Source organism: Streptomyces sp. NPDC016851 (assembly GCF_055562795.1).
Map to the genome: position 1 here is coordinate 470,062 of NZ_JBVHEP010000001.1, position 26,552 is coordinate 496,613.

At 70.0% G+C, this 26,552-nt stretch carries 29 protein-coding genes and 2 pseudogenes; 12 read left to right on the forward strand and 19 right to left on the reverse strand.

Translation table 11 applies throughout. The annotated features are described in order from the left end of the window. Window positions 1-21: 21 nt before the first annotated feature. From ACZ3I3_RS02185 to ACZ3I3_RS02225, 9 genes are read right to left on the reverse strand one after another with little or no spacing between them, the layout of a single operon-like run. Window positions 22-741, reverse strand: coding sequence for a 2OG-Fe(II) oxygenase (locus ACZ3I3_RS02185; protein ID WP_467361824.1), 720 nt, complete (start codon window positions 739-741; stop codon window positions 22-24). Then, a complete protein-coding gene (locus ACZ3I3_RS02190; RefSeq protein WP_467361826.1) occupies window positions 738-2,597 on the reverse strand; it encodes a radical SAM protein in 1,860 nt (619 codons plus the stop codon). Before ACZ3I3_RS02190 ends, ACZ3I3_RS02185 begins: the two co-directional genes overlap by 4 nt. A gap of 30 nt (window positions 2,598-2,627) precedes the next feature. After that, the gene (locus ACZ3I3_RS02195; protein WP_467361828.1) at window positions 2,628-3,497 is read right to left on the reverse strand and encodes a hypothetical protein; all 870 of its coding nucleotides are present in this window, start codon (window positions 3,495-3,497) and stop codon (window positions 2,628-2,630) included. Continuing rightward, window positions 3,494-4,417, reverse strand: coding sequence for an NAD(P)-dependent oxidoreductase (locus ACZ3I3_RS02200; RefSeq protein WP_467361829.1), 924 nt, complete (start codon window positions 4,415-4,417; stop codon window positions 3,494-3,496). The genes ACZ3I3_RS02195 and ACZ3I3_RS02200 overlap by 4 nt, the downstream gene beginning before the upstream one ends. Then, a complete protein-coding gene (locus ACZ3I3_RS02205; protein ID WP_467361831.1) occupies window positions 4,414-5,079 on the reverse strand; it encodes a TylF/MycF/NovP-related O-methyltransferase in 666 nt (221 codons plus the stop codon). The genes ACZ3I3_RS02200 and ACZ3I3_RS02205 overlap by 4 nt, the downstream gene beginning before the upstream one ends. 5 nt (window positions 5,080-5,084) lie before the next feature. Next, on the reverse strand, window positions 5,085-5,555 hold the full coding sequence (locus tag ACZ3I3_RS02210; RefSeq protein WP_467361832.1) for an NUDIX domain-containing protein: 471 nt from the start codon (window positions 5,553-5,555) through the stop codon (window positions 5,085-5,087). Next, a complete protein-coding gene (locus ACZ3I3_RS02215; protein ID WP_467361833.1) occupies window positions 5,546-6,415 on the reverse strand; it encodes an isocitrate lyase/phosphoenolpyruvate mutase family protein in 870 nt (289 codons plus the stop codon). The genes ACZ3I3_RS02210 and ACZ3I3_RS02215 overlap by 10 nt, the downstream gene beginning before the upstream one ends. Next, entirely contained in the window at window positions 6,408-7,094 is a 687-nt protein-coding gene (locus ACZ3I3_RS02220; protein WP_467361835.1) for a dTMP kinase, read from the reverse strand. The genes ACZ3I3_RS02215 and ACZ3I3_RS02220 overlap by 8 nt, the downstream gene beginning before the upstream one ends. Next, window positions 7,091-7,852 (reverse strand): hypothetical protein, encoded by a 762-nt coding sequence (locus ACZ3I3_RS02225; protein WP_467361836.1) that lies wholly within the window; start codon window positions 7,850-7,852, stop codon window positions 7,091-7,093. Before ACZ3I3_RS02225 ends, ACZ3I3_RS02220 begins: the two co-directional genes overlap by 4 nt. Window positions 7,853-8,158: 306 nt before the next feature. Between ACZ3I3_RS02225 and ACZ3I3_RS02230 the strand changes: the two genes are divergently transcribed. From ACZ3I3_RS02230 to ACZ3I3_RS02240, 3 genes are read left to right on the forward strand one after another with little or no spacing between them, the layout of a single operon-like run. Beyond that, entirely contained in the window at window positions 8,159-9,571 is a 1,413-nt protein-coding gene (locus tag ACZ3I3_RS02230; protein ID WP_467361838.1) for a helix-turn-helix domain-containing protein, read from the forward strand. Between the two features lie 59 nt (window positions 9,572-9,630). Further along, window positions 9,631-10,632: an asparaginase gene (locus ACZ3I3_RS02235; protein WP_467361839.1), complete on the forward strand. Its 1,002-nt coding sequence runs from the start codon at window positions 9,631-9,633 to the stop codon at window positions 10,630-10,632. Window positions 10,633-10,659: 27 nt separating this feature from the next. Then, window positions 10,660-11,118, forward strand: coding sequence for a PPC domain-containing DNA-binding protein (locus ACZ3I3_RS02240; protein ID WP_467361841.1), 459 nt, complete (start codon window positions 10,660-10,662; stop codon window positions 11,116-11,118). On the opposite strand, the gene ACZ3I3_RS02245 is transcribed toward ACZ3I3_RS02240, so the two are convergent. Beyond that, window positions 11,105-11,674 carry a nucleotidyltransferase domain-containing protein gene (locus ACZ3I3_RS02245; RefSeq protein ID WP_467361979.1) on the reverse strand — a complete coding sequence of 190 codons (570 nt, stop codon included), beginning with the start codon at window positions 11,672-11,674 and terminating at the stop codon, window positions 11,105-11,107. The two genes, ACZ3I3_RS02240 and ACZ3I3_RS02245, sit on opposite strands and share 14 nt — an antisense overlap. A gap of 381 nt (window positions 11,675-12,055) precedes the next feature. On the opposite strand from ACZ3I3_RS02245, the gene ACZ3I3_RS02250 reads away from it, so the two are divergent. Next, window positions 12,056-12,538 (forward strand): ATP-binding protein, encoded by a 483-nt coding sequence (locus tag ACZ3I3_RS02250; protein WP_467361842.1) that lies wholly within the window; start codon window positions 12,056-12,058, stop codon window positions 12,536-12,538. 22 nt (window positions 12,539-12,560) lie between these two features. Here the strand turns inward: ACZ3I3_RS02250 and ACZ3I3_RS02255 are convergent. Next, window positions 12,561-12,668: pseudogene (locus ACZ3I3_RS02255) on the reverse strand (nucleotidyltransferase domain-containing protein); the annotation flags it as partial. A 103-nt stretch (window positions 12,669-12,771) separates the two neighbouring features. On the opposite strand from ACZ3I3_RS02255, the gene ACZ3I3_RS02260 reads away from it, so the two are divergent. Beyond that, window positions 12,772-13,182 carry an NUDIX hydrolase gene (locus tag ACZ3I3_RS02260; protein ID WP_467361844.1) on the forward strand — a complete coding sequence of 137 codons (411 nt, stop codon included), beginning with the start codon at window positions 12,772-12,774 and terminating at the stop codon, window positions 13,180-13,182. Between the two features lie 48 nt (window positions 13,183-13,230). Here ACZ3I3_RS02260 and ACZ3I3_RS02265 read toward each other — a convergent pair whose 3' ends face one another. The 3 genes from ACZ3I3_RS02265 to ACZ3I3_RS02275 form a co-directional block, all read right to left on the reverse strand. After that, entirely contained in the window at window positions 13,231-13,758 is a 528-nt protein-coding gene (locus ACZ3I3_RS02265; RefSeq protein WP_467361846.1) for a hypothetical protein, read from the reverse strand. A gap of 387 nt (window positions 13,759-14,145) precedes the next feature. Beyond that, window positions 14,146-14,697 (reverse strand): ImmA/IrrE family metallo-endopeptidase, encoded by a 552-nt coding sequence (locus ACZ3I3_RS02270; RefSeq protein WP_467361847.1) that lies wholly within the window; start codon window positions 14,695-14,697, stop codon window positions 14,146-14,148. Beyond that, entirely contained in the window at window positions 14,694-15,227 is a 534-nt protein-coding gene (locus ACZ3I3_RS02275; protein ID WP_466212085.1) for a helix-turn-helix domain-containing protein, read from the reverse strand. Before ACZ3I3_RS02275 ends, ACZ3I3_RS02270 begins: the two co-directional genes overlap by 4 nt. A 137-nt stretch (window positions 15,228-15,364) precedes the next feature. Here ACZ3I3_RS02275 and ACZ3I3_RS02280 point away from each other — a divergent pair, with 137 nt between their 5' ends. From ACZ3I3_RS02280 to ACZ3I3_RS02295, 4 genes are read left to right on the forward strand one after another with little or no spacing between them, the layout of a single operon-like run. Next, window positions 15,365-15,628 (forward strand): hypothetical protein, encoded by a 264-nt coding sequence (locus ACZ3I3_RS02280; RefSeq protein ID WP_467361848.1) that lies wholly within the window; start codon window positions 15,365-15,367, stop codon window positions 15,626-15,628. Window positions 15,629-15,644: 16 nt separating this feature from the next. Then, window positions 15,645-16,088 (forward strand): hypothetical protein, encoded by a 444-nt coding sequence (locus tag ACZ3I3_RS02285; protein WP_046913958.1) that lies wholly within the window; start codon window positions 15,645-15,647, stop codon window positions 16,086-16,088. Continuing rightward, window positions 16,085-16,585, forward strand: a complete 501-nt coding sequence (locus tag ACZ3I3_RS02290; RefSeq protein WP_467361850.1) for a hypothetical protein — start codon at window positions 16,085-16,087, stop codon at window positions 16,583-16,585. Before ACZ3I3_RS02285 ends, ACZ3I3_RS02290 begins: the two co-directional genes overlap by 4 nt. Continuing rightward, window positions 16,575-18,056: a ThiF family adenylyltransferase gene (locus ACZ3I3_RS02295; RefSeq protein WP_467361852.1), complete on the forward strand. Its 1,482-nt coding sequence runs from the start codon at window positions 16,575-16,577 to the stop codon at window positions 18,054-18,056. Before ACZ3I3_RS02290 ends, ACZ3I3_RS02295 begins: the two co-directional genes overlap by 11 nt. Window positions 18,057-18,186: 130 nt before the next feature. On the opposite strand, the gene ACZ3I3_RS02300 is transcribed toward ACZ3I3_RS02295, so the two are convergent. The 5 genes and pseudogenes from ACZ3I3_RS02300 to ACZ3I3_RS02320 form a co-directional block, all read right to left on the reverse strand. After that, window positions 18,187-19,911 carry a relaxase/mobilization nuclease domain-containing protein gene (locus tag ACZ3I3_RS02300; RefSeq protein ID WP_467361853.1) on the reverse strand — a complete coding sequence of 575 codons (1,725 nt, stop codon included), beginning with the start codon at window positions 19,909-19,911 and terminating at the stop codon, window positions 18,187-18,189. After that, on the reverse strand, window positions 19,908-20,543 hold the full coding sequence (locus tag ACZ3I3_RS02305; RefSeq protein ID WP_467361854.1) for a plasmid mobilization protein: 636 nt from the start codon (window positions 20,541-20,543) through the stop codon (window positions 19,908-19,910). The genes ACZ3I3_RS02300 and ACZ3I3_RS02305 overlap by 4 nt, the downstream gene beginning before the upstream one ends. 48 nt (window positions 20,544-20,591) lie before the next feature. Further along, entirely contained in the window at window positions 20,592-21,878 is a 1,287-nt protein-coding gene (locus ACZ3I3_RS02310) for a hypothetical protein (protein ID WP_467361855.1), read from the reverse strand. 233 nt (window positions 21,879-22,111) lie between these two features. Next, window positions 22,112-22,813, reverse strand: coding sequence for an ATP-binding protein (locus ACZ3I3_RS02315; protein ID WP_467361981.1), 702 nt, complete (start codon window positions 22,811-22,813; stop codon window positions 22,112-22,114). Beyond that, window positions 22,810-23,741, reverse strand: a pseudogene (locus ACZ3I3_RS02320) (hypothetical protein). Before ACZ3I3_RS02320 ends, ACZ3I3_RS02315 begins: the two are co-directional and overlap by 4 nt. A gap of 508 nt (window positions 23,742-24,249) precedes the next feature. On the opposite strand from ACZ3I3_RS02320, the gene ACZ3I3_RS02325 reads away from it, so the two are divergent. The 3 genes from ACZ3I3_RS02325 to ACZ3I3_RS02335 all read left to right on the forward strand — a co-directional run bounded on the left by ACZ3I3_RS02325 (window position 24,250) and on the right by ACZ3I3_RS02335 (window position 26,504). Further along, the gene (locus ACZ3I3_RS02325; protein WP_467361857.1) at window positions 24,250-24,507 is read left to right on the forward strand and encodes a helix-turn-helix domain-containing protein; all 258 of its coding nucleotides are present in this window, start codon (window positions 24,250-24,252) and stop codon (window positions 24,505-24,507) included. Between the two features lie 71 nt (window positions 24,508-24,578). After that, window positions 24,579-24,935: a helix-turn-helix domain-containing protein gene (locus ACZ3I3_RS02330; protein WP_467361859.1), complete on the forward strand. Its 357-nt coding sequence runs from the start codon at window positions 24,579-24,581 to the stop codon at window positions 24,933-24,935. Window positions 24,936-24,986: 51 nt separating this feature from the next. Then, the gene (locus ACZ3I3_RS02335; protein WP_467361860.1) at window positions 24,987-26,504 is read left to right on the forward strand and encodes a LacI family DNA-binding transcriptional regulator; all 1,518 of its coding nucleotides are present in this window, start codon (window positions 24,987-24,989) and stop codon (window positions 26,502-26,504) included. Window positions 26,505-26,552: the final 48 nt, after the last annotated feature.

The following is a 26,552-nucleotide window of genomic DNA, read 5'->3' on the forward strand; positions in this document are numbered from 1 at the left end:
CAGTCATGGCGGGGAAGCCTCCTACTCGGAGACGAAGAGCGTGAGGAACTTGCGAACGCGCCCGGCGCGGACGGGTTCGGTGCCGTGGACGAGCTGACTGCCGAAGACCACGAGCGTGCCGGGAGCGGGTGCGACGCTCCATCGGGTGCGGGGCATGGCGCGGAACCAGGGGGAGGACATGTCCGCCCCTTCGTGTGCGAAGCGCATTCCCTGGGCGTAACCCGATCCGATCGGCGCCTCGTCGGCGGTCCAGACGGCGTCGCTGCCCGTGGTCTCCACGTAGAACGCGCCGCCGGTGTCGTGGATGTCCGTGAGCGTGACCGTCGCGGCGGCGATCTGGCGGGGACGAGTGAGGGGATCGGGAGCGATGCCATCGGCATGCGGGGTGACGTACTGGGCGGGGCCGTATTCGAGGTAGATCCACGGCCGGTGGCCGGTGACCGACGGCAGGGCGCGCGTGATGACGGCCATGTGCAGCTTCAGGGCCTGGTCGAGGAGGGCGGTCGCCTCGGACGGGATGTCGGTCATCTCGATCCGGCCAGCTGGCTCGTAGACGTCCTGCGCCTCGGCGGCTGAGTGACCGGGGATCTCATGGATGGTGGTACGGCGAGCTGTGCCGTACCGGTTGCGCCCGAGGGAGCCGAGTGTGTCGTCCATGACGAGGTTGAGTTGCTCGATCTCGTCCGGCTTGAGGAAGCCCTCCACAGTACGAGTGGACAGAGTCTCGGCGATGTGGATCACTGGTCGCCTCCGCACGCGCAGGGGGTGGACGGCGGGGCGGAGGCGGCTTCGGCCAGGGCCACCGTGAGTACGTGCACCGCCTGGGCGAGGTCCTCGAAGTACTCGGCCGACGTGGTGCCGGCAGCGGGCACGAGATGGAGGTCGAGCGTCGGATACACCCGGCCGGTGGTGCGGCAGGCGAGTTCGCCGCGAGCGAGGACCAGCGAACACGCGCCCGGCAGGAAGGACTCGGCTCGGCTGGCGGCACGGCATAGGCGTGCAGCTGTGCGCGCGTACTCGGCGCGGTCGCGCGGCAGGATGCCGACCGAGAGGAACCGGGGCTCGGCTCCGGTGAGGTCTGCGTAGGCGTGACCCTGGCAGCTGTCGTAGGTGACGGCGTTCCAGCCTGAGGTGAGCGAGTCGACGACCGGGCGGATGCCGGACTCGATGCCCTCGTACCACTGGGGATGGTGGGGGTCGAGATCGTCTGCCTCGTGCACGCCAGGGAGGCCGACCGTGTTGATGTTCCCGTTGGCGCTGACCTGGAGACGCGCGGGCGGGCGGGGAACAGTGGGGTCGTTCCAGCGGGCCAGGAAGGCGGAGACGTGGTGCATGTTGTTGGGGCGGACGGGACGCCAGCGCAACCGGGAACATGAGGCACCGGGCGGGAGGTCTGGCTGGGCGAGGAGGGCGGCGACGCCGTCGATCAGGCGCATGCGGTGGTCGCAGTACGCGTCTTCGTCGCCCGCGGCGGCGAAACGGAGGCGGACGGCCGGGCAGCCTGCGCCGCAGGTGTCGCGGTAGTCGCAGGTCGTGCACCTCGTGACCAGGGAGCGTGCCTGCTGAAGCAAGTGAGAGCCCCCCTGGGCGCTGGCCACGTCCGCCTCGGTGTGGACGTCGCCGAGGGAGGCTAGGCCGGCCTGCGGCCAGGGCAGCTCGTCACAGCTTCCCAGGCGGTCATCGGGATAGAGGGTGAGGACGTGGTCGCACTTCAAATCGGAGAAGTGACAGGAACGGGTCCCCAGACCCTTCAGACGGCGGATGGCGGAGACGACGGGCTCCAGTTTGACGCGGCGGAACATGCCGTCGGCGACCCAGTGGTGGGCGGCCTCCAACACGAAGTCGGCGTACTGGCGAGGCGTGACGGCCCAGGCCGGGCCGGTGGGGCCGATGGCCCGTCGCTGGAGTGCCCGACTGGTCGGCGCACGGGATCCGACCACCGTGGTCGACCGGGTGACCGCCGCGTCGAAGCACGGCACAAGGCTGACCGTCGTCACGGTGGGAAAGGAGGCGAGGTGCTCCATGACCTCGGAGGCCCGGCCGAGGACGTACGGGGTGACGGCGCAGATGACGCCGATGCGGCGTTCCCGGCGGCCGAGGAGCTTCAAGGCTTCGACCACTCGCGGGTAGGTGGGGCGGCCGTCGTAGCCCACTCGCCACGAGTTCCCCAGCGCGTCCCCGTCGAGGGAGATGCCGATTTCCAGCTCCGGGTAGTGCCGCTCGAACAGGTCCAGCCAGGCGTCGTCGAGCTGGAGACCGTTGGTCTGGAGGCTCACGCGGATGACGTTCGGCTGTGTGGCGAGCGCGTCCAGGATCTCCGCGATCCGTTCCCGGCCGGCGGTCAGGGGCTCCCCGCCGTGGAGTTCGACGCTGAGCGGACGCCCGGAGAAGATCGAACCGAGGCGGTGGACCTGTTCCGCGCTGATACGGGCGCCGCCCGGTGACTCCTTGCGCTTCTCGAAGCAGTACAGGCAGTCGATGTCGCAGGTCTCTCCCCGCAGCTTGAGGATGACGGAGACCGCCGTGTCCGGCCCGGTGCTCGACATTGGGGCGTAGAGACTCTCCAGGTGCGTGGGGGCGGTGCGGGTGATGGGCATCAGAGACCTCCCGAGGAGGAGAGGCGCGGTCTACGCGCCATCGGTCGAGACCGTGGACAGCCACCCGAGGAGCTGTCCGCCGGTGATGGTGATGTGGACGTCGCCGCGGCGAAGGAACCATCCGTCGGCGTACCGCTGGGGCAGCCAGCCGACGTCAGGGGCACCACCCAGGTTGGGAGGCTTCTGCAGCGGGTCGTCGACGGGCCAACAGTCCAGGAGCGCTCTGGTCACGCGTCGCTGAACCGGATGGAACCACTCCCACGTTTCCGTGCGGGCCGGAGCGAGCGGCGGATGGAACGGAGCGCTGGCAAGCAGCGGCAGCCACTTGTCGCCCAGGACCGGGTGGCCGGCCGCCGCGCAGCCGAGCGCGGCGAGACAGGTCTCCAGCTTCCGGCACACGACGCCGGCCGATTCGGCCAGGCCGTCCTCGACGAGGCCGGTCAGGTCTTCGGCGAGGCTCGCCGCGACCTCCGCCTGGTCGGCGACCGCCCAGCGTCGGTAGCCCTGGCGCTCCCCGGGGTCGAGCACCGGATCCCAGCGTCCGGAGCCGTACGAGAGAGCGGTGCGCAGACACATGAGGTCGTGCATCGAGGCGCGTACCCGGCGGAACGATCCGAGATCGTCGCGGTGGACGTCGAAGGAGCGGAGCAGGTGACGGAGTTCCTCGGCTTGTTGCGGCGCCGTCGCCTGGAGGTCGACACGGACGCCGTCCACGATGCGTGACTCCCACCCCGGAAGGGCGCCGTCCACGATGCCACGCAGGTCGATGTCGCTCGCCGCGTGGGCGAAGCCGCAGGCGAGGGCCCCCTCCAGCCAGACCTCGCGGGCCTCACCGGATGCGAGCAGAGCCTGGGCGACTCTGTCGGCGATCTCCCGGCGCCGTCGTGCCGATGGGTTCACCGGTGGCCTCCTTCGATCAGGATCTTGCGGTCGGCGGTGATCTCCCTGAGGAGATCGATGGCCCATCGGTCGAGTGCGCCGCGCACGTCGGAGCGCTGGGCGCCGATGTGGGGCGAGACCAGTAGGTTGAGCGGCGTCATGGAGCCGGTGAGGAGCGGCAGGTGCTGCCGCTCGACCGGGTCGAGTGCGAGGCCCGAAAGCCTCCCGTCCGCCAGTGCCCGCAGGCAGGCCGCGACGTCGAGGGTCTCCAGCCGCCCTACGCAGATGAGCAGAGGCCGCTGCGGAGCGACGCGTTCGAGGAAGTCCTCGCCGAAGAGATTTTCGGTCGTGGGGCGCAGCGGCAGAGCGATCACGTGTACCTGCGACTGCTCTATGAGCGCTGTCTGCGACAGCTCACGCAGACCGGGAGGGTTCGACGGCCACGCAGCGAAGGCCGTGCGGCCCACGTAGGGGGCGAGGGCACAGTCGGCGGCCAGCCCCACCGGGCCAGCTCCCCAGATCCCTGTGGCCAGGGTGCCGAGTGACGCGCCCATGCATGCCTGCTTCTCGTGCCGACCGAGGAGCAGCGCGTGCTGCCCCAAGGGGATCCGCCGGGCTAGTGCGAGGGCAGCGGCGAGGACCCACTCGCCCACGGCGCCCGCGCCGGCCTTGGCGTTGCGGTGCAGAGTGATGCCACGCTGCCGAAGGGCGTTCACGTCGATGTGGTCGATGCCGGAGCCGGTCCGTACGACGTGCCGCAGACAAGGGAGCGCGTCGAGCTCCCTCTCGCCGAGACGGACGCCGGAACGCAGGACGAGCACAGCCGTGTCGGCAGGCGGAGGCGAGTCCAGATCCGGCAACTCGTGTACGAGGACATCGGGCAGGGTGCGGCGGATCGCGCTCGCGTCCGCCGCACCGCGTAGCACCAAGACAGCGCTCATCCGCGGAACTCCGGCTTCTCGTACCGGCCGAAGGCGAGATCACCCTCGCCGACGACGACGGTCACAGGCGAAGGCCCGCCGAAGTACGCGTCGCAGGCGCGCTTCACCCCCGGGAGGCCGTCCCAGGCCCGCGGATTGACCGCAGTGTTCGCGTAGTCGTCGACGAGCAACACACCCGTCGGCACCAGGCGGGTGACGCAGTGCATGAGTCCCGTGATGGTTGAGTCGTAGAAGTCGCCGTCCAAGTAGGCGAACGCGATCTCGTCAGGCAGCTCCTTGGGAAGGGTCTCGTCGAACCACCCCGGATGGATGACCGGCGCCGGCCTGCCCCAGGCCGCATGCGTGGCGCGCACGTCGTCCGGGGACGACCGGAGCTCGCCCGCCGCTAGATGGTCCGAGTCCTCGGCGCCGGGCGCGGGCATACCCTGGAAGGAGTCGTAGACGTGGATCTCGCGGTCGCGGTCGCCCAGCGAGTCGAGCACGCTGCGGATCCAGAGGGCCATCGCGCCTCTGTAGCAACCGAGTTCCACCACGGGTCCCGGCAGACCGCGAGCGGTCAGGTCGGCGAGTTCGTCGGCGATCACGCGGAGCCGGTCGGCACAGACCGTGCCGGAGTGCTCCCGCAGCAGCCACTCCCGCAGATCCCTCAACGTCGAGTCCATGAAGGTCACCACCTGTCCACGAAGGGGTCGGCGAGCTCCCCGCTCAACGCCGCCGACAGCGGTCGGTTGATCCTGGGCAGCAGGTACACGTCATTCAGGCGTTCCTGCGGAACCCACTCGAAGCCCACCTGGATGGGGTCCGGAGGTTCCGGCATGCGCGGCTCGGCGTCGTCCACCTGCTCGGCGAGGAAGTTGAACTGAACCTTCTGTACGTCCCCGAACTCGCCTTGCCACGACTCGGGGACGTACTCGACGACGCACAGCAAACGCCGGGCCACGACTTGGAGGCCGGTCTCCTGCGCGACCTTGCGGTTCACGGCCTGGCGCAGGTCTTCACCGACCTGGGCCTTGCCTCCCGGGAGGTTGTAGTGGAACCCGGCCTCGTCGTCGTACGACAGCAGCAGGACGGCACCGTCGCGCACGATCGCCGCCTTCACGGACACACTGATCCGAGGCAGCTCGGGCGTCAGAGACACGACAGCGCCTCCGGCTCGCCGACGCGCATCAGGTCGCCGACCTCCGCCAGAGACCCCGCGACGGTGGAACGGAAGCTCCCTCCGCGCTGGAACTGACGAGCGGCGGTGCGCATACCCGCGAGGGCGGCACGGCTGAGCTGGTTCGCATAGATGCAGAGGTGGAAGCCGGCCTCGCCGAGTTCGGTGGCGCTCAGGTCGGGGAACGCCGTGGGCACGCTGACCAGCGGCACGCCGTGACTCCACGCACGCCCGATGGTCCGCGCCTGATCACCGGTCGCGTCCTTGGAATGGATGAGCACCGCATCCGCTCCGGCCTCGGCGTACGCCTCGGCGCGGGTGATCGCCGTGGCCATGTCCTCCCCGGCGATCAGGGCCTCGGTGCGGGCCATGACCACGAGGCCGTCACCGGCGACCTTCCGTATACGCCCCACCTGCTCGCACAGAAGGTCCCGGTCGGCGAGAGCCTGCGCCCGGTGGGCAGCGAAGCTGTTGCACTTCGGGTACGCGCTGTCCTCGACACACACCGCAGCGGCTCCGGCGCGCATCAGGTCGTACGCGAACCGCTCCGCAGTGCGCCCCGAGCCGCCCGCGTTGTCGATGTCCACGACGACGGGCAGTTCGGTGACACGGCCTAGCGAGGCGACCACGTCGGACAGGTCCCGGGGACCCAGGACGTTGGCGTCAGGTAGCCCGGAGGCCGCGGACACCTCCAGACCGCTCACCCAAAGGGCGTCGAAGCCCGCCTCCACCGCGACGTGCGCGGCGAGCGCGTTCACCGCACCGATCGCCAGGAGCGGGTGCTTCCGCTCGCTGTCGGCGAGGGCCTCACGCAGACGTGTCGCCTTCGTGCCGTCAGCCATGGGTCTCTTTTCCTTCCGCGTGGGCGGCGAGCGACGGCACCAGTTGCCGTTCGCGCAGTACGTCCCAGGCTGCGAGCAGCACCTCGGACCGGGGCCGGCGGGCGTCTAGGCGGACCACGTCGCCGAGGAGCGGGAACTCGTCGGGCTTCGTGACCACGGCCTCGTAGGTCTCGCGAACCCGGCTCTGGACGTCGTGCACGTCCCAGTCGGCCCGGACGGCGTCACCCTGGCGGGCCTGCGCCCGGCTCATCGAGGCGTCGGTCTCCAGGTCCAGGACGAGCGTGAGATCGGGGGCAACGGTGAGGTGCGCGGCCAGCGTCTCGTACGTTTCCGACGCCCTCATGCCGTGCTTCACGGCGAAGAAGGCCAGCTCGCTGAGAAGCCAGCGGTCCGCGATCACGGGCCGGGCCGGCCGCTGGGGGAGCACGAGTCGATCCAGCGTGGCCCGCTTGTCCGCGGCGATCGCGGAGAGGTAGGCGTCACGGTTCCCGGCGTTCGGCTGGTACTTGCCGGTGACGATGGCGGCGGCCTGATCGGCCGCGAGGAAGTTGGTGGTGAGTACGCACAGCGGGGTGACGCCGTAGAGCCCCTCCCAGAGCCGGAACAGACCCTTGCGCAGCGTCGTCTTGCCGGTGCCGTCGAGCCCCTCGATGACGATGAACGGACTGCGGTGGTTCATTCGACCTGCCCCGCCCCCGTGCCGCCGGCGTACTTGGTGAAGCGGCCCCGCCACCGGGCCGTGGTGGACACCAGGTCCACCAGCCGCAGCTCCGCCAACTCGTCGATGAGGCGGGGCAGCTCGGGCTCGGCGCAGATGCCGGCCTCGATGGCCCGGCAGTACGCGGCGCGGAGGGCCGGGTTGTCGTCGGAGTTACGCAGCGCCGCCTCCAGCACTCGCGTGGCCATGCCGTGGGCCACGACGCTCACCGCGGCGCCCAGGGCCTGCTCATGGAGCGGGCCCGGGTGCGGCTCCAGCGTGATGTGGTGCACCCCGCGGTGGCGGATGACCGCGAAGAAGCCCACCCACCACGCGGCGGCGGCGCTGACGGCGGTCACTGCGTCGGACCATGCAGCCCCGGACTGCTCCGCGAGGATTTTCTGGGCAGCGGTGTCGGCGGCGCGGTGAAGTGCCCCGCGCCGGTTCCGCGACCCCGCTCCGTGCCGCTGGGGCAGCTCCCACCAGAAGCCGAGCCCAACGTCCTCCAGCAGCGCCATCGCGGACTCGTCGCCTGCCGGCAGCGGAGACGGGCGCTGGGCCAGCACGGAGACATCGGTGCCCGGCACGTCCGGCAGCGCGTTCTCCTCGGCGACGGCAGCCCGCCATTCGTCGAGATGGAGATGGAGCCGCTGGGTCAGCAGCCCGTCCGCCAGCGTCTGCCAGGCATGGGCCAGCGGCGGCGAACCGGAGGGCCGGGGCGGCAGGGTCAAGGAGGTCACAAGTCGGATCCTCACGTCCGGGGAGTCGCGGCACGCGGCTCCGGTCGGTGGTGCTCCACCACGATGGCCGCCACGAAGGCCCACGCCCATGAGTGTTTATGAGCCCTGCCAGCGGAACGTGGCCCGGTGGTCGCAGAGCGAGGGAGAATTCCGACCATGGTCGACAGCGGACAGCGGCGGTGCACGCGCTGCGGTGCCCTTCTCAGCCGCTTCAACGCCGGTACCCGATGCGCCTCGTGCCAGGACGGGCCAGCCGCCCGACGGGCCGACCCGGCCTTCTGGCGGGATCCGACGGTCCGGCGAGCCGTGGCCGCGTGGGAACTCGGTACCGTCGTCAAGCTGTTCAGGAAGCACACGGGCCTCTCCCAGGCCGGCGTGGCGCGGATGGTCAGCATCGACCAGGCCGAGGTCAGCAGACTGGAACGCGGTCTCAAACAGATCCGCGACCGACGGCAGTTCGTCCAGTGGACCGATGCGCTGGGCGTTCCGGAGGAGCTGCTCGGGCTCCTGCCCACGGCCGATCCGCACACGCCGGACGCCACGCGCCGCCCGGGAACGGCGGACACCGGAGCCCGTGGGTACGCGGCGTTGCCCGAAGGGCCGGGCCAGCTTCTCTTACCCGCTGGCCGGTCCGTCTCGACGACGGCGCTTCCCGTGCTGACGCTTCCCGCGGCCTCCTTCCTCGGGGACAACTTGAGACTCGACTCCCGCCCGGAGCTGGATGCCTGGCGCACCATGCCGATGCGCGCGCTCGTCGTCGCGAACCGCACGGTGGACGGGGCGGCACGGCAGTTCGTCACCGACGCCCGACCAAGCGGCGTACGCGCCACGGCCTCCGAACCGGTCGACATACCCGCCGCGTACGAACTGGACGACCTGACCTACGGCATCCTGTGGGCCGTGTCGGGATTCGAGGCGGCACTACTCGGCGACGACCAGCCCCTGCACACCTCGCTGGCGTCGCTCACTGTTTCCCCAGGCGCGCCAATCGTCGCCGACCAGGCACTGACCGAAGTCTCCCGGATGCTCATCGGCTCGGAGACCGCAGCCCGGTACATCCTGGGCAACCGTGACCACCTGGGCGACGCACCTGTCTTCTGGACCAGGGAACAGCGTGGTGAAGAGGCCGCCACATGGCTGTTCTTCCGGCACAAGTACCGCTACCTCGAACGAACGGCCCCCCGACGTCCGGGCGGCACCAGCGGCCGGGGATTCTGCGTCCCCGAGACGGCAGTCGCCTCCTCGCCGGCGTACGAGCGCGTTCTGTTGTTCCTCGCCATCGCGCTCATGGAGTCCTTCGGCATCCGCACCTGGGTGACCGACGACGGAGGTTTCGCACACACTGACGGTTTCGCCCTCTCTCCCGGGCGCCGGGCCGTCATTGCCTCTTGGGTACGGACCGAGGGAGCGTCCCACCTCGCGGTCACCGCGCGGCCGGGAGCCCTGCGGACGTTCGCGGATGTGACGGACCACGTCAGCCACCACTCGACCACAGCGGCCGAGCAGGCCGGACAGCGCCTCGCAGCGACGGCGCAGTACCTCGGCCTCGACGCCTCCTGGCTCGGTCGCCGGTGCGCCCAGTTGTCGGCCGTCGGCACGGAGCGGCTCGCCCGGCCGCGCAGCCGACTGCTCGGTCTCGAAGGGCTGGAAATCGCCTGCCGGTTCGTGGCCGAGCAGCTAGTGATCATCCCGCGTACCCGTACGGCGCCGACCCGATAGCCTGCGTGAACCACTCGTGAGGCCGCGCTCGGCGGCGTCCGGACAGGGGAGCAGGGGATATGACGGAGTCGGTCAGGAACGTGGCGGTCTTCTCCCTCGGCGGCACGATCGCCATGACCACCGATCCCACCACCGGAGGCGTCGTACCCGCACTCTCGGCCCACGAACTCCTCGCCGCGGTACCCGCCCTGGCCACGAGCGGCATCGACCTCAAGGTCCGGGACTTCCGACGTATGCCCGGCGCCTCCCTGACCTTCGAGGACCTCACCGCACTGTCCGCAGCGATCGCGGCGGAGCTGGGTACCGGAGACGTCGACGGCGTCGTCATCACCCAGGGCACCGACACCATCGAGGAGACCGCCTTCCTCCTCGACCTTTACCACGGCCATGAGCAGCCGGTCGTCGTCACCGGCGCGATGCGCAACCCCACTCTGCCCGGCGCCGACGGCCCGGCCAACATCCACGCCGCCGTCCTGGCTGCCGCCGACCTTGGCCTGCGGGGCGCCGGCTGCCTCGTCGTACTCGGCGACGAGATCCACACGGCCCGGACCGTACGCAAGTCCCATACCACCAGCCCCGCCGCCTTCACCTCACCAGCAAGCGGCCCGATCGCGCGGATCGCGGAGAACCGGGTGCAAAGGGTGGGCGGACTGCCATTCCGTGGACCGCTGGTCGGCGCCCCCGACCGTGAGGCGCGCGTCGGGCTCTACACCGTCACCCTCGGCGACGACGGCACCCTGCTCGACCTGTGGGACGGCAACTGCGACGGACTCGTGGTCGCGGCCTTCGGCGTCGGCCACGTCCCGGAGCGCCTCGTCGAAGGGCTCACCAAGCTCGCGTCCCGCAGCCCCGTGGTCCTCGCCTCCCGCATCGGCAACGGACCCGTCCTGTCCGACACGTACGGCTTCCCCGGCTCCGAGAAGGACCTCCTCGGGCGAGGACTCATCGGCGCCGGAGACCTCAGCCCGTACCATGCGCGGCTCCTCCTCCACGCTCTGCTTGCCCAGGGCGCCGATGTAGCGACGGTCCGCGAGACCTTCACCACCGGCTCCGCCCGCTGATCCCACCCCGTCAGGAGACACCCGCACATGCGTGCTCACGAGCTGACCGTCGGCCGTACCTTCGGCGTCACCTTCGACCACGGGGAGGACTTCTTCGAGGCGCTGTCCACCTTCTGCCGGGACAACGACGTACGGCAGGGCTACATCCCCTCGTTCATCGGGGCCTTCGCGGAGGCCGAGATCGTGGGTGCCTGCGAGAAGCTCGCCGACCCGGACGCACCGGTCTGGGCGAAGACGTATGTCACTAACGTCGAGGCGTTCGGCGCGGGCACGCTCGCCCACGACCCAGCCACCGGCGGGATACTTCCGCACATCCACGTCTCCGCCGGCCTGAAGGCCCAGTCGGCCGACGGCAGGACGAGCCATCTCCTCAGTGCCAAGGTCCAGTTCCTCAGCGAGCTGCTGATCGTGGAGGTCACGTCGCCCACCATGACCCGGCCCCGGAACCCCGACCTCTACGACGTTCCGCTGCTCACGTTCGGCTGACCGGCAGGAGTCGGCGAAGCCAGGGGTGGTTGGGCGCGATCACCTTGATCGCGCCCGTTAGCCAGGCGCGTGCCGGAGCGTCGAGCAGCGGCAGTACCGCTTCGAAGTCGGTCTCATCCTTGTCCCGGGTTGCCTTTGCCTTGTAGAAGAGCTGCACCTCGGGTGCGAGATACGGGATGCCCGCCTCGCTCGTTCGCCCGAGCCGGTCGATCGGGAGCCGGATCTCCGGGGTGCGCCGCGAGACCCACTGGGTGCCCTCGGCCTCGTCCAGCATGAGCTGCACCGACCAGGGCGCCTCGGACGTGCGGCGGCACCAGATGTCGTGGAGCGGCGGCCGAAGAACCTCTCCAGGACGCCACGGTCGCAACTCCCCCTGGCCGGGCGGATCCGCCACGTGCAGGTCCCAGTCGGCCAGCAGTTCATGTACGAGGGCCTGGTCACGCCGGAGGACGAGGACGTCGAGATCGCCGTGTGCGCGCAGCTCGCGGCCGACCGCGAGTTCGATCGCGTAGCCACCGGCGATCCACCACGGGAAGTCCGCCTTGGCGAAGACCATGGCCACATCCTCGGGGCGATCCGGCACCCAGCGTCCCAACACGTCAGCACTCACCCGCCCATACTCCCAGTGACCAGACGGGCGGAAGCGCAGGCCGACGGCGGGTCGGCGGTCTCGCTGGAGTGCCTTGTCGCTCGCTGGCCCTCGCGCTCATAAACGCCCATGAGCATCAGGGGCACCGGCGGCCATCGTTGAGTGCGTGACTCGCGACCGGTCTCGTGGCTGGTGCCTGAGCCACGATCCTCCCGGGATCGCGCGCCCGAAGCCGGGGGGCTTCCTGCGGCCGTACGCCTCTCAGCGGCGCGCCTGACGCGCTTCCGCGACCACGTCGCAGCTCCGGGAGACGGCCACCGACGTCACCCATAGGAGGTCCGCCGTCCGATGATCAGCGCGCCGTCCGCCGCTCTTGGCCTCGTGTACCGCTGGACCGACCACACCATCAACCCGGCGGGCGAAGCCCGCGCGGTTCTGCGACGTGTCCTCAAGGATCTACGCCTGTCAGGAGACGTCATCAGCGACGGAGTCCTGGCCGCCTCAGAGCTCGTGGCGAACGCGCACGAGCACGCGTGCGGCCCGTACGAGGTACACCTTCGCTCTGTTGCCGGAAGATACATCTGCGAGATCCACGACGGGAATCCTCTTCTTCCTACGGATCTCTGCCTGGCTGCCGTGCCCTCGCCGGAAGCCACCGCGTCGGAGGTAGTGAGCGGGCTGCTCACTGAGCGCGGACGGGGCCTGCACATCGTGAACGAGCTGACCCAGGGACAGTGGGGGTTCCAGGTCACGAACTGCGGAACCAAGGCGGCCTGGGTGGTGCTGGCCGAGGCTTCGGCTGCGATGGCTACCCGAGGCGGTCAGACCTGACGAACGTGCCGATGCGGCAGATGCTCCCCGCAAGGTCGTCGAGAAGGTCGGTGATCGCGTAGTGGCGATCATCGATCTCGTCAGCCGACACCATGGGTGGCCCTTCAACGGTCGGCTCTCGGGCAGAGGCGACCGGCGCCTGCGTACTTCCCGTTGAAGCGCGGTGACCCGCTTCATCCCAGTCGATACGATCTTTCCGCCCGTACCGTACTCGCCGTGCTGGAGAAGCGGACATGACGCAGCAGAATGCAGACGAGCGGCCGGGCATCGCCGCGGCCATCGTCATCCACAACAACCGCGTGCTCATGGTGCGGCGCCGGGTCAGCGAGGGCCAGCTCTCTTGGCAGTTCCCCGCAGGCGAGGTCGAGCCAGGCGAGGCACGTGAAGACGCCGCCGTGCGCGAAACGAAGGAAGAGATCGGCTTGGACGTGGCCGCCGTCAAGCTCATTGGCGAGCGGATCCACCCGAAGACGGGTCGGCTGATGTCGTACACGGTCTGCAAGGTCGTGGGTGGTACGGCGTACCTCGCGGACACCGAGGAGCTGGCCGAGCTCGTTTGGGTGGCCCTCGCCGATATCCCCACCTACGTGCCGTACGGGCTCTTCGAGCCGGTGCAGCAGCATCTCGACGCCACGCTGATGTGACTCACCGACCCAGGTACGGGTTGACAACTCTGCTGGATGCCCGGGCAGCTACCCCTCGCTCCCCTGCGAGCGGAGGCGCTCGTTCTCCCTCTCCAGTGCGGCTACACGTTGCTCAAGCTCCGCACGGGTCGGCCTCTTTGCCGACGGAGAAGCCGCTGGCTTCGGAGGAGAGAGCGGTTGGCCAGCCAGCCCGATGGGCTCGAAGGCCACGATCGCTGACGGATCCTTCCCGCACTCCGGGCACTGCTCTGACGACGAGCCGTGCAGCGTGGGCTTGCCATTCTCGCGATGCCGCCGAGTCTCGACGATATGGCCGCAATACAGCCGTACACGCCACCGCATGATGTCGCGCTCAGGCGTCTTGCGGCTATGCAGCCCGTTCAGCACCTTTTCCACGACAGCACGGCGACCTGCTGCGAGCACAGGGTCTGCCCGCTCTTCGGTCTCTTCCTCAGCGGCCCGCTTCTCCACCCAGCGTCTGATGTCCTCTGACTGCTCCTGCTGTCGGTGATCGGCGCGGGTGAGCTGGTAGTCCTCCAGCGGACAGCCGTAGCTCTCGTACTCCACCTCCCACATGGCCGAAACCGTAGCTCTGGGCAGTGGAAGGCTCAGGCAGAGTTCGCTCCCGATCGGCCGTGGTGCCGCACTGAGCAGAGCTGACAGCCGACGAGCGTGAAACGGCCGTACGCGACCGAGTGGACTCCGTGACCAGTCCGGAGCCCACTTGATAGTCGATTCTCGAAACAAGCAGCGCAGCCGTATGCGATTTCGGGAGCTACCCCACCGTGGGATCGCCTGGCGCCCGCTGAGCATCGACGTACCGTCAGGCCGCTCGCAGGCGCGAGTCGTTCATCGCAGGCGACCGCCCGGCATGCGCAGAGCCCGCCAACCGAAGTGCTTGCCCGCTCCCGCGCCACGTCCCGGCGGTAAGCGGCAGACCGACAGCAACTACCTCCGGCACCGTCAGCGGCCTCGGACCTGCTTGGCCACCCCAGTGGTGTTGTACCGGTACCGGGCCATTTCCTCGGTCACTCCGTAGTGCTCGGCGATCTGCGCCGGCCCCCACTGGCGGCGGACTGCGCCGAGCAGCAGGGGTCGGGGAAGCATGAGTGTTCCGCCAAAGGCAGTGGCTTGTTCTTCCTCGTCGGGGCGGCAGGTCCTGAAGGGCATGCCATTGACTTCGCGGATCTCGGTGAGGTCATGCTTCAGGACGAGGTGGGAGAGCTCGTGGGCCACGTCGCTGGCCCTGCGACCCGGGGTTCGGAGCGGGTTGGTGACGACGATGGTCCTGCCGCAGACCTGGAAGGTCGCGGCGGAGAAAGCGTACGCCTGGACCCGTTCGAGTTCTTCGAGGCGGGTGTGGCTGACGAGCTTCTCGGCACTGACGATCTTGACCTTGAGGTGGTCGGCGAGGTCGTCGACGTTCAGGGCATCGGTGTCGCTGAGATCGAGTTCGCGGCGCAGTCGGAGGGCTTCTCGTTCGGCGTTGGCCTTGAAGCCTCGGGGGAGGGTCACAGTTCGCCTGCTTCGACGAGTCGTTCAAGTTCGGTGTTCATGTCGGTGAGTAGGTCGGCGAGCCGCTGGGGGACGCCAGGACGCAGCACCGAGGCAGCCCGGAGGTGGCAGGCAAGGGCGGGTACGGCGGGGACCGCCTCCTTCGCGAGGGCGTCGTAGAGGTCGCGCAGAACAGAGCTGATCTTGTTCGCCGCGTCGTCGGTGAGCCGAGGGTCTGCGTGGAGGTGGGTGATGGCCTGGTCGAGGGGCGACACCTGGCGGGTGGCGGTCGGGGTGAAGAAGCGGCTCGGGGAGACGCCGAGCCAGGCGCAGAGGCGAGTGAAGGTGGCGAGGTCGGGCTGGGCGCCGGCTTCGACCCGGGTGAGGGTGCTGAAGCTGACGCCCGCTTCGACAGCGGCCTGCCGGAGAGAGAGGGGGCCGCGGTGTTCCTTCAGCAGGCGTCCGAGTTCGGCGATGTCGAACTGTTCGACAGCGTCCGGTCCTGTCGTTTCGGGGTCCGGGAGGGGGAGCTGGCTCCGGTCGGGGCTCATACGGGCAGCGTAGCGCGCAGCAATACGGCGATGAAGCTTGACTGCATCGACCCGAGGTGATCACACTAGACTCACTGACGCTTTGCTGAATCAGCAGGGTGTTCCTGTTTCACCCCCGAACGCCTTAGGAGATCGGTATGCCCCAGCCCCACGAGATCAAGATCACGGTGACCTCCGCCCTCGCCGAGCACCCGTACCAGCACGACTACGACCCGCAGGTAACCGCCACGAGCGTTCTGTCCGACAGCCTCACCGCCTTCAGCTTCGCCAGCGACGGCACCACCCGCTACTACCTGTTCCACGACGGGCACGAGGTCCCGCCCGAGGCAACGGTGGGCGAGCTGGCCGGGCACGCCAAGGCCCTGCATCTGAAGCTGCGCACCGAGACCACCAACGGCTAGAACCGGGGAGTCAGTCGTGGATCTCGAGAGCCGTCTGCGGCTGGCGGGCGACGTCCCGGCGGTCGAGGAGTTCCTCTCCTCGACCGCCGGCCGTCTCCACCACCGCGACCAGGACCCCGACGGCTTGTACTGGGCCGAGGTGCAACCGAACAACGGTGAGCGCGCAGCGTTCATCGCCCGGATCGAGTGGACGGTCTACCCGGACCGGCCGCCCTCCCTTGTCTTCGTCGAGTCGATCGGCGTCTCCGGAGTCGGAGCGCCCAGTGCCTGGCCGGGAGCGGATGGCTACCGCTACGGCTCGAACGACGTGTGTAAGCCGTTCACCGCCGAAGGCCAGAGGCTCCACGCCGAGTGGAGCAGCGGGCCGCACTCCTGGCGGAGCACCGGCAATCCCTTCCTGTACGTGGTGGAGAACGTGCAGGACGACATCGATCGCGTTGACGGGAGGCGTGCCGGATGACCACCGACACGAAAAAGCTGGTGCTGCCGGCCGGCGCGGTCGACCCGGTGCTCCAGGAGATTCGGTGCCACGGGCTGGCCGACCAGGAGACTGGCGCGCTGCTGCTGACCGGGTGGTCGGACATGCAGGTGCTGGTCGTGGCGGTGGCCGGGACGGCGGGGATCGTGCGGGGTCCGGGTCTGTTCACGGTGAGCGCGGTCGCGTACGACCGGCTGTTCACCTTCGCCGAGGAACGGTCCTACCGGGTGCGGGCGATGATCCACTCGCACCCCGAGAAGGCTTTCCTGTCGCGGACCGACCGCGCGTACTCGTTGCGGGTGCCGGGGTTCGTCAGCGCTGTCGTCCCGACCTACGCAGCGCCGCCCGCCGACCCGGCGTCGTGGGGGTGGTGGCGTTTCGAGCAGGACTGGGTGCCCTGCACCGCTCCGGTTGTCGACCCGGCGCTGTCCCTGGTGCGCACGGTGATGTTCGACGAGGAGGGTGTCCGTGAGTACTGACTACAGCCGCAGCGTACGCCTGGGCGGCCTGGCCGCCGGCGTGGAAGACACCACCCTGCGGGAGCGGATGGACGGCATCCTGATCCACCTGACGGCGGACGGGCACCTGCCTGCGGCCGCCGAGACTCTCGAAGTACTGGTGGCGGACCTGCGCCGGTGGCCGGTCCGGCTGGGTCTGGACCCCGGCCGCGGACCGGGACGGCTCGACGACGAATTCATCCGCAGGCTAGTGGAAACGGCGGCCGGGATCGATCCGGACCGGCCGCTTCGCATCGGCGAGGCCCAGAGCAGGGCGCCGCTGCATCTCCACGTGGGAACCGCACCTCCGCTGGGTACTGCGGTGGCCGGTGCGCCGGACGGTCACGGGGTCCGTCTGCGGCACACCGGTCATCCTTTCCCCCGGCTCAACGCGCCCGGCACCGGGCTGGGCGCGGTCCTCACTGCGGCGATGCTGGCCGGCGAGGCGTTCAAGGTCGTTGCCGGGCTGCCGGAGGGGAAGTTCCAGGTGACCCCGGTGGTGGACTTCTGCCCCGTCCTCCCCGGTGAGCAACCCGGGATCGTCGTCGCCCCGCTGCCCGCGCTGGATCAGGTGCTGCTGGGCGGGGGCGGTGCGATCGGCACCGGCATCGCCCTGGTCCTGGACCTGCTGCAGGTCTCCGGCAAGTTGACGGTGGTGGACAGGGAGGTCTTCGAGAAACCGAACGTCACCTCGTACAGCATCGGTACCCTGGCCGACGCGGCTGCGGGCCTGCCGAAGGTGCGGTTGATCGACGCACGCCTACGACGGATCGAGGTGACCCCGTTCCACGGGACGATCCAGGCTTCCATCGAGGCCGTCGATGCGGGCGCCCTGCCGTGGCCCCGGATCGTCCTCGGCGGACTGGACAGCGTCGAGGCCCGGCACGACCTGCAGCGGCTGCAGGTCGATCTCACCCTGGACGGCAGCACCGGCGGCCCGGTCGGCACCACCGTCGCCCTGCACGAGGCACTGCCCACCGGCCCCTGCCTGCGCTGCTACTTCAAGGCCAACCACACCGGGAAGAGCGCGGAGCAACGACTGCATGAACTGACCGGGCTCCCGCTATCCCGAATCGCCCGCGGGCAGGAGCCGCTGACCGAACGGGACCTGGAATGCCTGGACAATCAACAGCGGGAGCTCGTCGGGCAGTTCCTCGGACGGCCGGTGTGCGGGCTGATCAACTCGGCTGAGCTGACCGGTAGAACGGACGACGGGTTCCGTCCTTCGGCCGCGTTCGTGGCCCAGCAGGCCGCCTGCCTGGTCGTCGGTGCCTGGATCGCACGCAGCACGGGCCTGGTCAGCGGGCCTCCACGACGCATCGAGTACGACACCCGCTTCGGCCCCCGGCCCGACCAGATGATCGACCACCGGCTTCCCACCCCCGGGTGCATGTGCCAGAAGGACGCTGCTCTCATCAACCTCATCCGAGAAGCCCGACGCACCCGCCGTTGACGCCCGGCTGGAGGTGGCAGCAAGGAGAGGAGTGCGCAGGTGGTGACGGGCCCGACCATGGTGCGGTCGGGCCCGTCATCTGTTTACCGGGAGCTATTCAGGCACCCTCAACGCGTTCGTCGTGCCGTGATCAACGGCGCCGTGCCCGCGATGCCGGTGATATCGGCATGGTCTGCGCGGCAGACATGTGATCGTTGGGGCGGTTGGCCCGGGTGGCTTCCTGGGCTGGGGCGTACAACGGGAGATCCGCGGTGCGGCGCAGACGCCAGACGAGAACGTCGCTGACGGAATCGGCCGTATCCAGTTCCCGGCCGGCTGCGGCCTCGGCGAGCAGAGCGCGGGGATTGTGGCCGGCGCGTTCGGCGTCGGCGAGAGTTGCGGCCAGGGCGTCCCAGCCGGGCTCGGCCATGACGGTCTCTGCTAGCTCGGGCAAGGCGGCGCGCACGGTGGTGGCGTGGTGACGGCGCAGGGGCGGGGCGATACGGCGGCCACGTTCGCGCAGCACGGCGAGAGGCTCGGCGGCTGCCTGCTGGTAGGCGGTCCGCAGGTGCGCGGCAGCCCGGCGCGCGGCCTCGGCCTGCTGGGCGTGCTGACGCTGGGCGTGCCAGTGGGCGGTGGCGATGGCGAGGAAGACCAGCGTGTCCAGGACCAGCGCCGTGCCGGCCCCGTCCTCGCCCCGTCCGAACGCGGGCCCGCTGTACACCAGGTCGCGGGCTGCCCGGCGCAGGTCCTGCGCGTGGCGGGACTCGGCTCGGGTATGGGAGCGGGAGGCCCGCTCGAACTGCCAGGCTGCCCGGCGTAGTTCGTCACGGGTGTGCAGTGCCGAGGTCTTGGCGAGAGCGTCGAGGACCTCGCCGGTGGCAGAAACCTGGGCGGCAGCCGCGCCGTCGTCGCCGCTGCGGTCGAGGACGAGCAGTGCCGCCCAGGCCGCGTGAGCGGTGGTGCGCCGTGCCACGGCGGGTGCCGAGGGCGCGGTGAGGCGTTCCGGCCGCTGGCTGTCGGTGGTCTCCGGTGAGGCGGAGTCGGTGGTGAAGCGTGCCTGGATGCGGGGCAGGGACAGGTCGGGGGCGAGCGTGGAACCGGCGTAGAAGATCGGCTCCTTCTCCCCGTTGCGGTCACCGGGCAAGGCGACCGTGTAGCCCTTCAGGTCGCCGGAGGGCAGCACTTTGGTGCGTACGAGAAGTCCGGCGTCCTTCAGGCGTTCAAGGAACTCGTCCGTGGAGGCGGCACCGGCCACCGCGCGGCGAACGGTCTCGCGCAGCTCCTCGCGCGCAGCGCGGTCCCAACCCAGGCGATCGGCCTTGTGCCGCTCGGCGCTAGTGGTGCGCTTCGCCGCAGTGCCGTCGCCGGGGGCAACACGATGGAGGTCGTAGTCGGCTTCGATGAAGCAGGCTTCGGCCTGGGCGCGTTTGCCGGAGCGGTGGTGGTCGGGGCGGCGGCCGTCTTCGCGGACGAGGGTGGCGATGATGTGGATGTGGTCGTCGGCGTGGCGGACGGCGGCCCAGCGGCAGCCAGCGCCGTCGCCGGGGTCGATGCCGGTGGCCGCGACAATACGGCGGGCGATGTCGGCCCACTGGTCGTCGGTCAGGATCGGGTCGTCGGGGGCGGCGCGCACCGAGCAGTGCCACACGTGCTGCTCGGGTCTCTGGTCTGCGTTGAGCAAGTGGAGGGGCTGGTTGAGGAGGTGAGCGAGGTCCTTCTTCGTGGCCGAGGGATCGCGGCCGGGGTCGGGGGCCAAGTGGTCGAAGGAGGCGACCAGGTGCGGGTCGACGTGCTCCTCGTGCGTGCCCTTGCCGTAGAGGTAGTGGAGCAGGCCGAGGGCGCTGCTGCCCTGCCGGTGGATGCTGGGGATCAAGCCGCCTCACCCTCCTGCTCCTGGCGGTTGGCGACCCGGTCGACGGCCTTCTTCGCAGCATTGGCCGCGCGGCGGACGTCAGCGAGCACCTCCTTGAGATAGGGCACTTCGCCGCCGGAGTTGAGCGCCTTGGCCACCTGGTTGAGGTTGCTGCCGGCCCAGCCGAGCTGCCGGCGCACGGCGAACAGCTCCGTGAGCACATCGCGTTCGGTGGCGATGGTGACGGCGGTGCAGGACTGGTCGCGGGCGGCGGCAAGAGCGGAGTGCGCGAGGAAGCCGGCCACACTCATGCCGACGGCATCGGCGCCAGCCTGGATGATGGCGTGCTCGTGATCGCTGAGACGGACGCTCTGAGCGGGACGCTGCTTCTTCTCGCGCAGACGCGCCTTCCCCTTGATCTTGGTCCGGCGTGTACGGCGGGCCTTTCCTGGCTGCGATCCGCCCTCGGTCGCAGCCTCCCCGCCCGGCGCCCCCTGGCGCCGGGCGGGCCCCGCCACCCCCGGGGCGGGGTCGGGTTCGGGCGCTCCCCCTGCGGGGGAGTGTCCGAACCTCCAACTTGCTCCGCCTGGGGCAGGATTGGACGGCAGGGATTCCTCGGGGGCCATGGGGTCTTCGTGGTGCGGGGTTTGCATGGGGCTTTTCGGGTCGGGATGTGGTGGGGAGTGCTGGTGCGGCGGGGATCAGCGGGGTGGATGGCCGGCTGCGGCTTTGAGCTGGGCCTTGAACTCGCGGACGACTCGTCCGACTCCGTCGCTGGAGACGGTGTAGCCGGCGGCGCGCAGGGCGTCCTCAACCCGGTCGCGTCCGACGCTGCCGGTCTCCTCATGGATGCGGCGAGCGTGCTTGAAGATGACCTCGTCGGAGGCACGGGCTTTGCCGGCGTCGCGCTTCTTCCGGGCAGCCGGTTTCCGCTCGTGCCTGCCCGAAGGGCTGCCCGAGCTGTTGCCCGTGAGCGCCCGGCTCCCTTCAGTTTCTGCCCGTGCGGGCAGCCTGGGCTCTGGGCGGGCAGGCTGTGGGCGGGCAGCCGGAGGGACCTCGTCGTCACCCCGATCTGACGGGTGCGGGCGGGCAGTTTCCTCTGCCCGCGGCAGTTGTGCCGTGCGGTCGGCGCGCGGGTTGCTGTGCCCGGATTCCCGGGCGGGGTTGGAGGCCGGGACCTGCCAGCGCGGCGGCAGCGTGATGGAAGCGAGGCCGAGGGCCTGCTTGCGGGTGGCGAGCTTGTGCAGCAGCAGCTTGTCTTGGAGCGGGTCGCCGTCGACGTCGGCCCGCTCCAGGGCCTCGTGCAGGCGTTCTGTCAGGCGTCGTTGCCGCCGCTTGCTGCGCTGGCGGTCGGTCATCGACTCGGCGCGCAGGATGAGGGCGACGGCTTCGCTCAGCGCCCGGTCGCGGATGAGGCGGGCGGCATCGGTGTCCTGGTCGGCGATGCCGAGGCGAGCCAGGAGGCGTTCGCGTGCCTGGCGGACGAGGACGGCGGCCAGGCTGCGTGAGGCGGCGTCGGGGGTGCGGTGGCGCAGCTCGATGCCCATGGCCAGGTGCCACAGCATCGCGGCCATGACGGGGCCGACGAAGGTGCGCACGGTGCCACCGACCGGCCCGGACTCGGCGTAGGCGGGCAGGATCTGCACTGCGGTGATGACCCAGGTGAGGGTGCCGGGCAGGCCGGGTGCCTGCTTCGGGCCGTTGAGGTTCTGCCGGGCCATCAGGGCAGTGGCGAACAGGGCCAGCTCGGCGGCGGCGAACATCGCGACGCGCTCGGCGGTGCCGCCCATGTCGAGGTAGTCGGCGGCGAACCGCCAGCTGGTGTCCGCGCTGTACGCGGTGCAGCCGAGCGCGGCCACGGCCGCGACCGGCACCGCGGCGGTTCCACGCCAGCGGTTGGTGTGATGCCGCCGGCGGCGCTGCTGGCGGATCAGCCACCCGGCGAGCAGGCCGAGCAGCACGGGCGGGATGAGGAGCGCCACGGTCATCACCGGGGAGGAGGCCCAGTCAGGGAGGAGCGGCGTGCCGCTGATCCGTATGGCGAGGGGGACGGGGCTGAGAGGAGGCAGGAGGGGGCTCCAAGGCGTCGAGGATTGAGGGCGAAGGGCGAATCGACGGAGCCGCTGAGTTACCGCCTACGCGAGTGGCTTGCGCGGGCAGGGCTGGTGTGAGCGCAGGTGATGCGGCGGGCCCGGCCAGGAGAGGGCGCTGAGGCGGCCAGTCAGGCGGCGGGGGCTGTGCGGCGTCGTCGGTCGAGGCCGTCGAGGATGACGCGCTCCGTCATCTCGGCGAGGCGGGAGGCGACGCGGTCACCGAGGGTGACGCGCAGCTGCTCCATCGGAAGGTTGGTGGTGATGAGGGTTGGGAGCATGTGCTCGTACCGGTGGTTGATGAGCCGGTAGGTCAGCTCCTCGGTCCATTCGCTGGTCTTGGCCGCGCCGAGGTCGTCCAGGAACAGCAGCGGGCAGCGCGCCAGGGTCTGCAGGTCACGTTCGGCGTCGTGGCCGGCGCGGGGGCGCAGGCGCGCGTGGAAGTCGGCGGTGGTGGTCGCTTCCCAGCGCAGACGGACCCCTCGGGCGAGCAGGGTGCGGATGGCGCCGTACGCCTGGTACGTCTTGCCCGTGCCCGTGGGGCCGGCGATCAGCAGCGACGGGCCTTCGGCGATGCCCGGCCCGCCGGGACCGGGGCGTCCGGCGCGCACGATCTCGTCGGCCCAGGCGGTGACCTTCGGGTGGTCGGCCAGGGCCCGGCGGTAGCGGGCGGGGATCCTGGCGTCGGCGAGTTCCAGCGCGGTGACGGGCTCGGCGTGCCCGTCCTCGACGGCGGCGGTGGCGAGGTCGATGCCGCGACTGGCAAGGATGCCGTTGAGCCGGTCGGCGAGCGGGCCGACCCGGTGGGGCTCGCGGGTGAGGGTGGCGGTCAGAGGTCACCTCCGTAGGCGGCTTCGACATCGGCGGGGTTTGTCCACGCCCTGTGGACAACCGGCGCGGTGGGGGCCGCGTTCATGGCCTCGTGCACGAGGCTCGGCAGAGTGCTGGGGTGCAGGCCCTTGGCGCGGTGCCGTTCCAGGCCGGCCCGGATGTGGGCGGGGGCGATGCCCTCGCCGAGCAGCTTGCGCACCTCGCGAGCGAGATGGCCCAGGACGTCCTTGGGCGGACAGTGTGTGCAAGCGGCGGCGTACTCGGCGATGAGCTCGTTGGCCGAGACGGCGTGGTGTGCGGGGGCGCTCGCGCCCCCGAAGGGGTATTTCCTAGATCCATGATCCTAGGTCCTAGATCCGGACGCTGAGGTGTCACCGCTCCCTCACTGAGCCCTCCCCGCTGCCTCACGGAGGGCTCACTAAAGTCGCTCTGACCTGCTGTTTCGCCATCGGTGACTGGATTCACCGCAGGCTCGCGTATTCGCCCGGAGCCCTCACGGAGGGCTCCGTGAGGCTGCGGTGCGGGCTCCGTGATGCCGACTCCCGCAGTCGGCGCATCGACGCCGGGCTCGGTGCGAGCCTGCGTGTCGTGGTGCGGGCAGGCGGGAAGGCGGCTCGCGCTGGGGCGATTGATCTTCTGATGCTGCCGCCAGGTGACGATGTGCAGGTAGCGCTTGTCGCCCGGGCCCTTGTAGCGGCATATCAGCCCGGCGTCGGCGAGCTGGGCGAGGTCCTGCTCGACAGCGCCAGGCGTGTGTTCCGGGCGCAGTACCCACAGCTGCCCGGCGATGATCGCGGCGTGGTCGCGGTGCCGGCCCTGGTCGTCAGCCTGGGTGAGCAGGCCGAAGAAGGTGCGCTCGGCGGTCAGGGAGACGGCGGTTAGGGACTCGGAGACGAAAGCTTCCGGCTTGATGGTGCGGATTCGTGCCAAGAGGGGCGGTCCTCACTCGGTGGCCGGTGGGCGTGCCCACGGTTCACCGTCGGTCGGGGGCGGGTCGGGCGTGAAGGGGCGTGGAATGTCTGGCCGTTGACGCGTGAGCGTTTATGGCCGCTCGCGCTTTCCGGGGTGTCGTCAACATAGCCACACCCAGGTCGCGCAAGTCCAGCCCTATCCGGCGCAATCTCTCACGGCAGAAATGCCGCTGGAAATCGAGTCGGCGAGGGCGGTGCGAAAAAGGTAGGGCACGATCGGCGGTTGACCAAATAGTTTCCCCGCATCCCGAGCCAGAAGGATCACATCGGGAAGCCGTTGACGTCCTGCGGGTGGCGAAGCTACAACACAACACCGCACGTCAGAGAGGGTCTCTGGTGTCGGGTCCCGCTCGGGGGTCCGGCCTTGCGCAGCACCCCGACCGCCTCGCTCACCGATTGAGCGCGGCGCAACATAGCCGACGATCGGCGGTTATCCAAACCGCCGAATGCACGCTACAACTGGAGCTATGGCAGCACGATCTCTGGAAATAGGACCCGCAGGATTGACGGTGGCTCGCACCATCGAAAAACTCCGCATTGAACGCGGCCTTGTGCAGCGCCAACTCGCGGCGCGCTGTACCGCCTTGGGCCGCCCTTTGTCCAACACGATGCTGTCCCGCATCGAACTCGCCAAGCGGCGATGCGATATCGACGACCTCGTCGCCATCGCCGCAGCCCTGCAGGTGTCACCCGCCGCCCTCCTCCAGGGGCCGGGCGCCGCCTGAGCCGCCCACGCAGCCCCTCCCCGACCTCCCGACCAGGAGCCGCCCCCTTGCACCGATCCACGCCCGCGCCCGTGCCCCACAGGCCGTCTGACGCCCCTCCGCCCCGCCTCTACCGCCCCGAGGAGATCGCCGACACCCTCGGCTGCTCGGCCTGGTGGGTCAAGGACCGCGCGCGACGGCGTCTGATACCGCACACCCGCGTCGGCCGCGCCTACCGCTTCACCGCCGAGCATCTCGCCGAGATCATCCGCCTCTACGAGGAGCGCCCGGCCCAGCCCGCGCAGACAGTTGCACGGGCGGCCGAGCCGCTCTGCGAGGCCGGTACGCAGACCGGTGCCGCGCAACCTCGCCGCCCTGTCGTTGCGCCAGCGACCCGCCTGCGGGCCCGCCCGCCGCGTCGACAGCAGCAGTACGGCACTGTCGCGTGACCCGATCGAATCTGCCGTAGACGAGGACAAGGAAGAGGGGGGCAGCGGAACTTGGGTTTCGCGGAGAAGCGCGGAAACTACTGGCGCGGCCGGTACAAGGTCGCGCCCGGCAAGCACAACACGGTCGTCGACGACAACGGCAAGGCGATCAGGTTCGCCACCAAGGGCGAGGCCCAACGGGCAGCGGCCGAGGTCGAGAACAAGTACCGTCGCGGCGACTGGCGTGACCCGTCCCTCGGCCAGGAGACCTTCGGCGAGTACGCGAACCGCTGGTACGAGGCCCAGGACCTGGCCGCCTCGACCATGCAGAACTTCAAGCGCCACATCGAGGAGCACCTCCTCCCCGAGTTCGAGGACAAGGCGCTCGCCGGCATCCTGCGCACGGACGTCGACCTGTGGGAGAAGAAGGAGAAGGCCCTCTACGCGGCCTCCAGCGTCAAGACCTGGCGCTCGACGCTCCACCTGATCTTCGAGGACGCGATCGACGAGGGCCTGATCACGTCCAACCCGGCCGCTCGGCGGCGCGGACGGGGCAAACGCGCCGGCCGCTCCCGAGACCGTGGTCCGGAGAAGGTGGTCACCGACGCTCTCGGCATCCTGCTGACCGCCGAGCGCGCCGCCCTGCTCTCCGGCCGTGACGACGAGTTCGTCGCCGTGGTCCTCAAGGGGTACACCGGCATGCGCTGGGGCGAGATCGTCGGCCTGGAGACCGCGTTCGTCCGCCCTGGAGCCGTCCGTGTCGAGTGGCAGCTGTACGAGCTCGACACGGGCGAGCTGGTGCGCTGCCCACCGAAGGACGACAGCTACCGCACCATCGACTCGATGGACTGGCTGTCCGCGCTGGTCGCCAACCACATCGCCCGCACAAAGCCCAAGCCGTGCCCTTGCCACGGCAAGACCCACGTCTTCCGAGGACAGGGCGCGGCCCGCACAGGCGGCCACCAGCGCGCGAAGCTCGTGGACGTCGCCCGCCGTGCCGGCGTTTCGACCGGCACGGTGTCCAACGTCCTCAACCACCCCAAACGGGTCACCGAGGCCACGCGAGCGAAGGTCGAGCAGGCCATCACGGACCTCCGGTTCGTGCGGGGCGGCGTCGTGCCGGAGCATGCCACCCACTGGCGCAGGAACGGTTTTGCGACCTGGCTGTTCACGCCGGCGGTCTCCGGCTGGTACCCGAAGAAGGCACCCCAGGAGCCACGACCGGTGCCCCTACTCGGCGAACCTTGGCCCGGCGTCCCGGCCCGAGGGCGAGGTGCCAGCGATCGGGCCGACGCCTGCTGGCTCCCGGTAGCCAAGGGACTTACGCCCCACGGCCTTCGCCACACCCACCGGACGATGATGGAGGACCTGGGAACCGAGAAGGTGCTCATGGACGAACGCATGGGCCACATCGACGGCTCGGTCTCGGCCCGCTACGCCCACGTCACCTCAGGCATGCGCAAGCGCCTAATGTTCGGACTGGCCCAGCAGTGGGAGTCGGCGCTCGATGCCCGGCTGGCGATGTGTCCTACGTCACCGGTGCGCGTCCTCGATGGACTTCTGCGAGCGCGCCAGGGAGCGCTTCAGTAGTCAGAAGTCGAGTGGCGGATCTGGTGAAATGGGCCTCGAACGAAGCGC

Excerpts from the sequence above, each read along its gene's own strand:
- ACZ3I3_RS02190 (WP_467361826.1), bottom strand. The coding sequence starts at position 2,597 with ATGCCCATCACCCGCACCGCCCCCACGCACCTGGAGAGTCTCTACGCC.
- ACZ3I3_RS02200 (WP_467361829.1), bottom strand. The coding sequence starts at position 4,417 with ATGAGCGCTGTCTTGGTGCTACGCGGTGCGGCGGACGCGAGCGCGATC.
- ACZ3I3_RS02205 (WP_467361831.1), bottom strand. The coding sequence starts at position 5,079 with ATGGACTCGACGTTGAGGGATCTGCGGGAGTGGCTGCTGCGGGAGCAC.
- ACZ3I3_RS02215 (WP_467361833.1), bottom strand. The coding sequence starts at position 6,415 with ATGGCTGACGGCACGAAGGCGACACGTCTGCGTGAGGCCCTCGCCGAC.
- ACZ3I3_RS02220 (WP_467361835.1), bottom strand. The coding sequence starts at position 7,094 with ATGAACCACCGCAGTCCGTTCATCGTCATCGAGGGGCTCGACGGCACC.
- ACZ3I3_RS02235 (WP_467361839.1), top strand. The coding sequence starts at position 9,631 with ATGACGGAGTCGGTCAGGAACGTGGCGGTCTTCTCCCTCGGCGGCACG.
- ACZ3I3_RS02240 (WP_467361841.1), top strand. The coding sequence starts at position 10,660 with ATGCGTGCTCACGAGCTGACCGTCGGCCGTACCTTCGGCGTCACCTTC.
- ACZ3I3_RS02245 (WP_467361979.1), bottom strand. The coding sequence starts at position 11,674 with ATGGTCTTCGCCAAGGCGGACTTCCCGTGGTGGATCGCCGGTGGCTAC.
- ACZ3I3_RS02250 (WP_467361842.1), top strand. The coding sequence starts at position 12,056 with ATGATCAGCGCGCCGTCCGCCGCTCTTGGCCTCGTGTACCGCTGGACC.
- ACZ3I3_RS02260 (WP_467361844.1), top strand. The coding sequence starts at position 12,772 with ATGACGCAGCAGAATGCAGACGAGCGGCCGGGCATCGCCGCGGCCATC.
- ACZ3I3_RS02265 (WP_467361846.1), bottom strand. The coding sequence starts at position 13,758 with ATGTGGGAGGTGGAGTACGAGAGCTACGGCTGTCCGCTGGAGGACTAC.
- ACZ3I3_RS02275 (WP_466212085.1), bottom strand. The coding sequence starts at position 15,227 with ATGAGCCCCGACCGGAGCCAGCTCCCCCTCCCGGACCCCGAAACGACA.
- ACZ3I3_RS02280 (WP_467361848.1), top strand. The coding sequence starts at position 15,365 with ATGCCCCAGCCCCACGAGATCAAGATCACGGTGACCTCCGCCCTCGCC.
- ACZ3I3_RS02290 (WP_467361850.1), top strand. The coding sequence starts at position 16,085 with ATGACCACCGACACGAAAAAGCTGGTGCTGCCGGCCGGCGCGGTCGAC.
- ACZ3I3_RS02305 (WP_467361854.1), bottom strand. The coding sequence starts at position 20,543 with ATGCAAACCCCGCACCACGAAGACCCCATGGCCCCCGAGGAATCCCTG.
- ACZ3I3_RS02310 (WP_467361855.1), bottom strand. The coding sequence starts at position 21,878 with ATGACCGTGGCGCTCCTCATCCCGCCCGTGCTGCTCGGCCTGCTCGCC.
- ACZ3I3_RS02325 (WP_467361857.1), top strand. The coding sequence starts at position 24,250 with ATGGCAGCACGATCTCTGGAAATAGGACCCGCAGGATTGACGGTGGCT.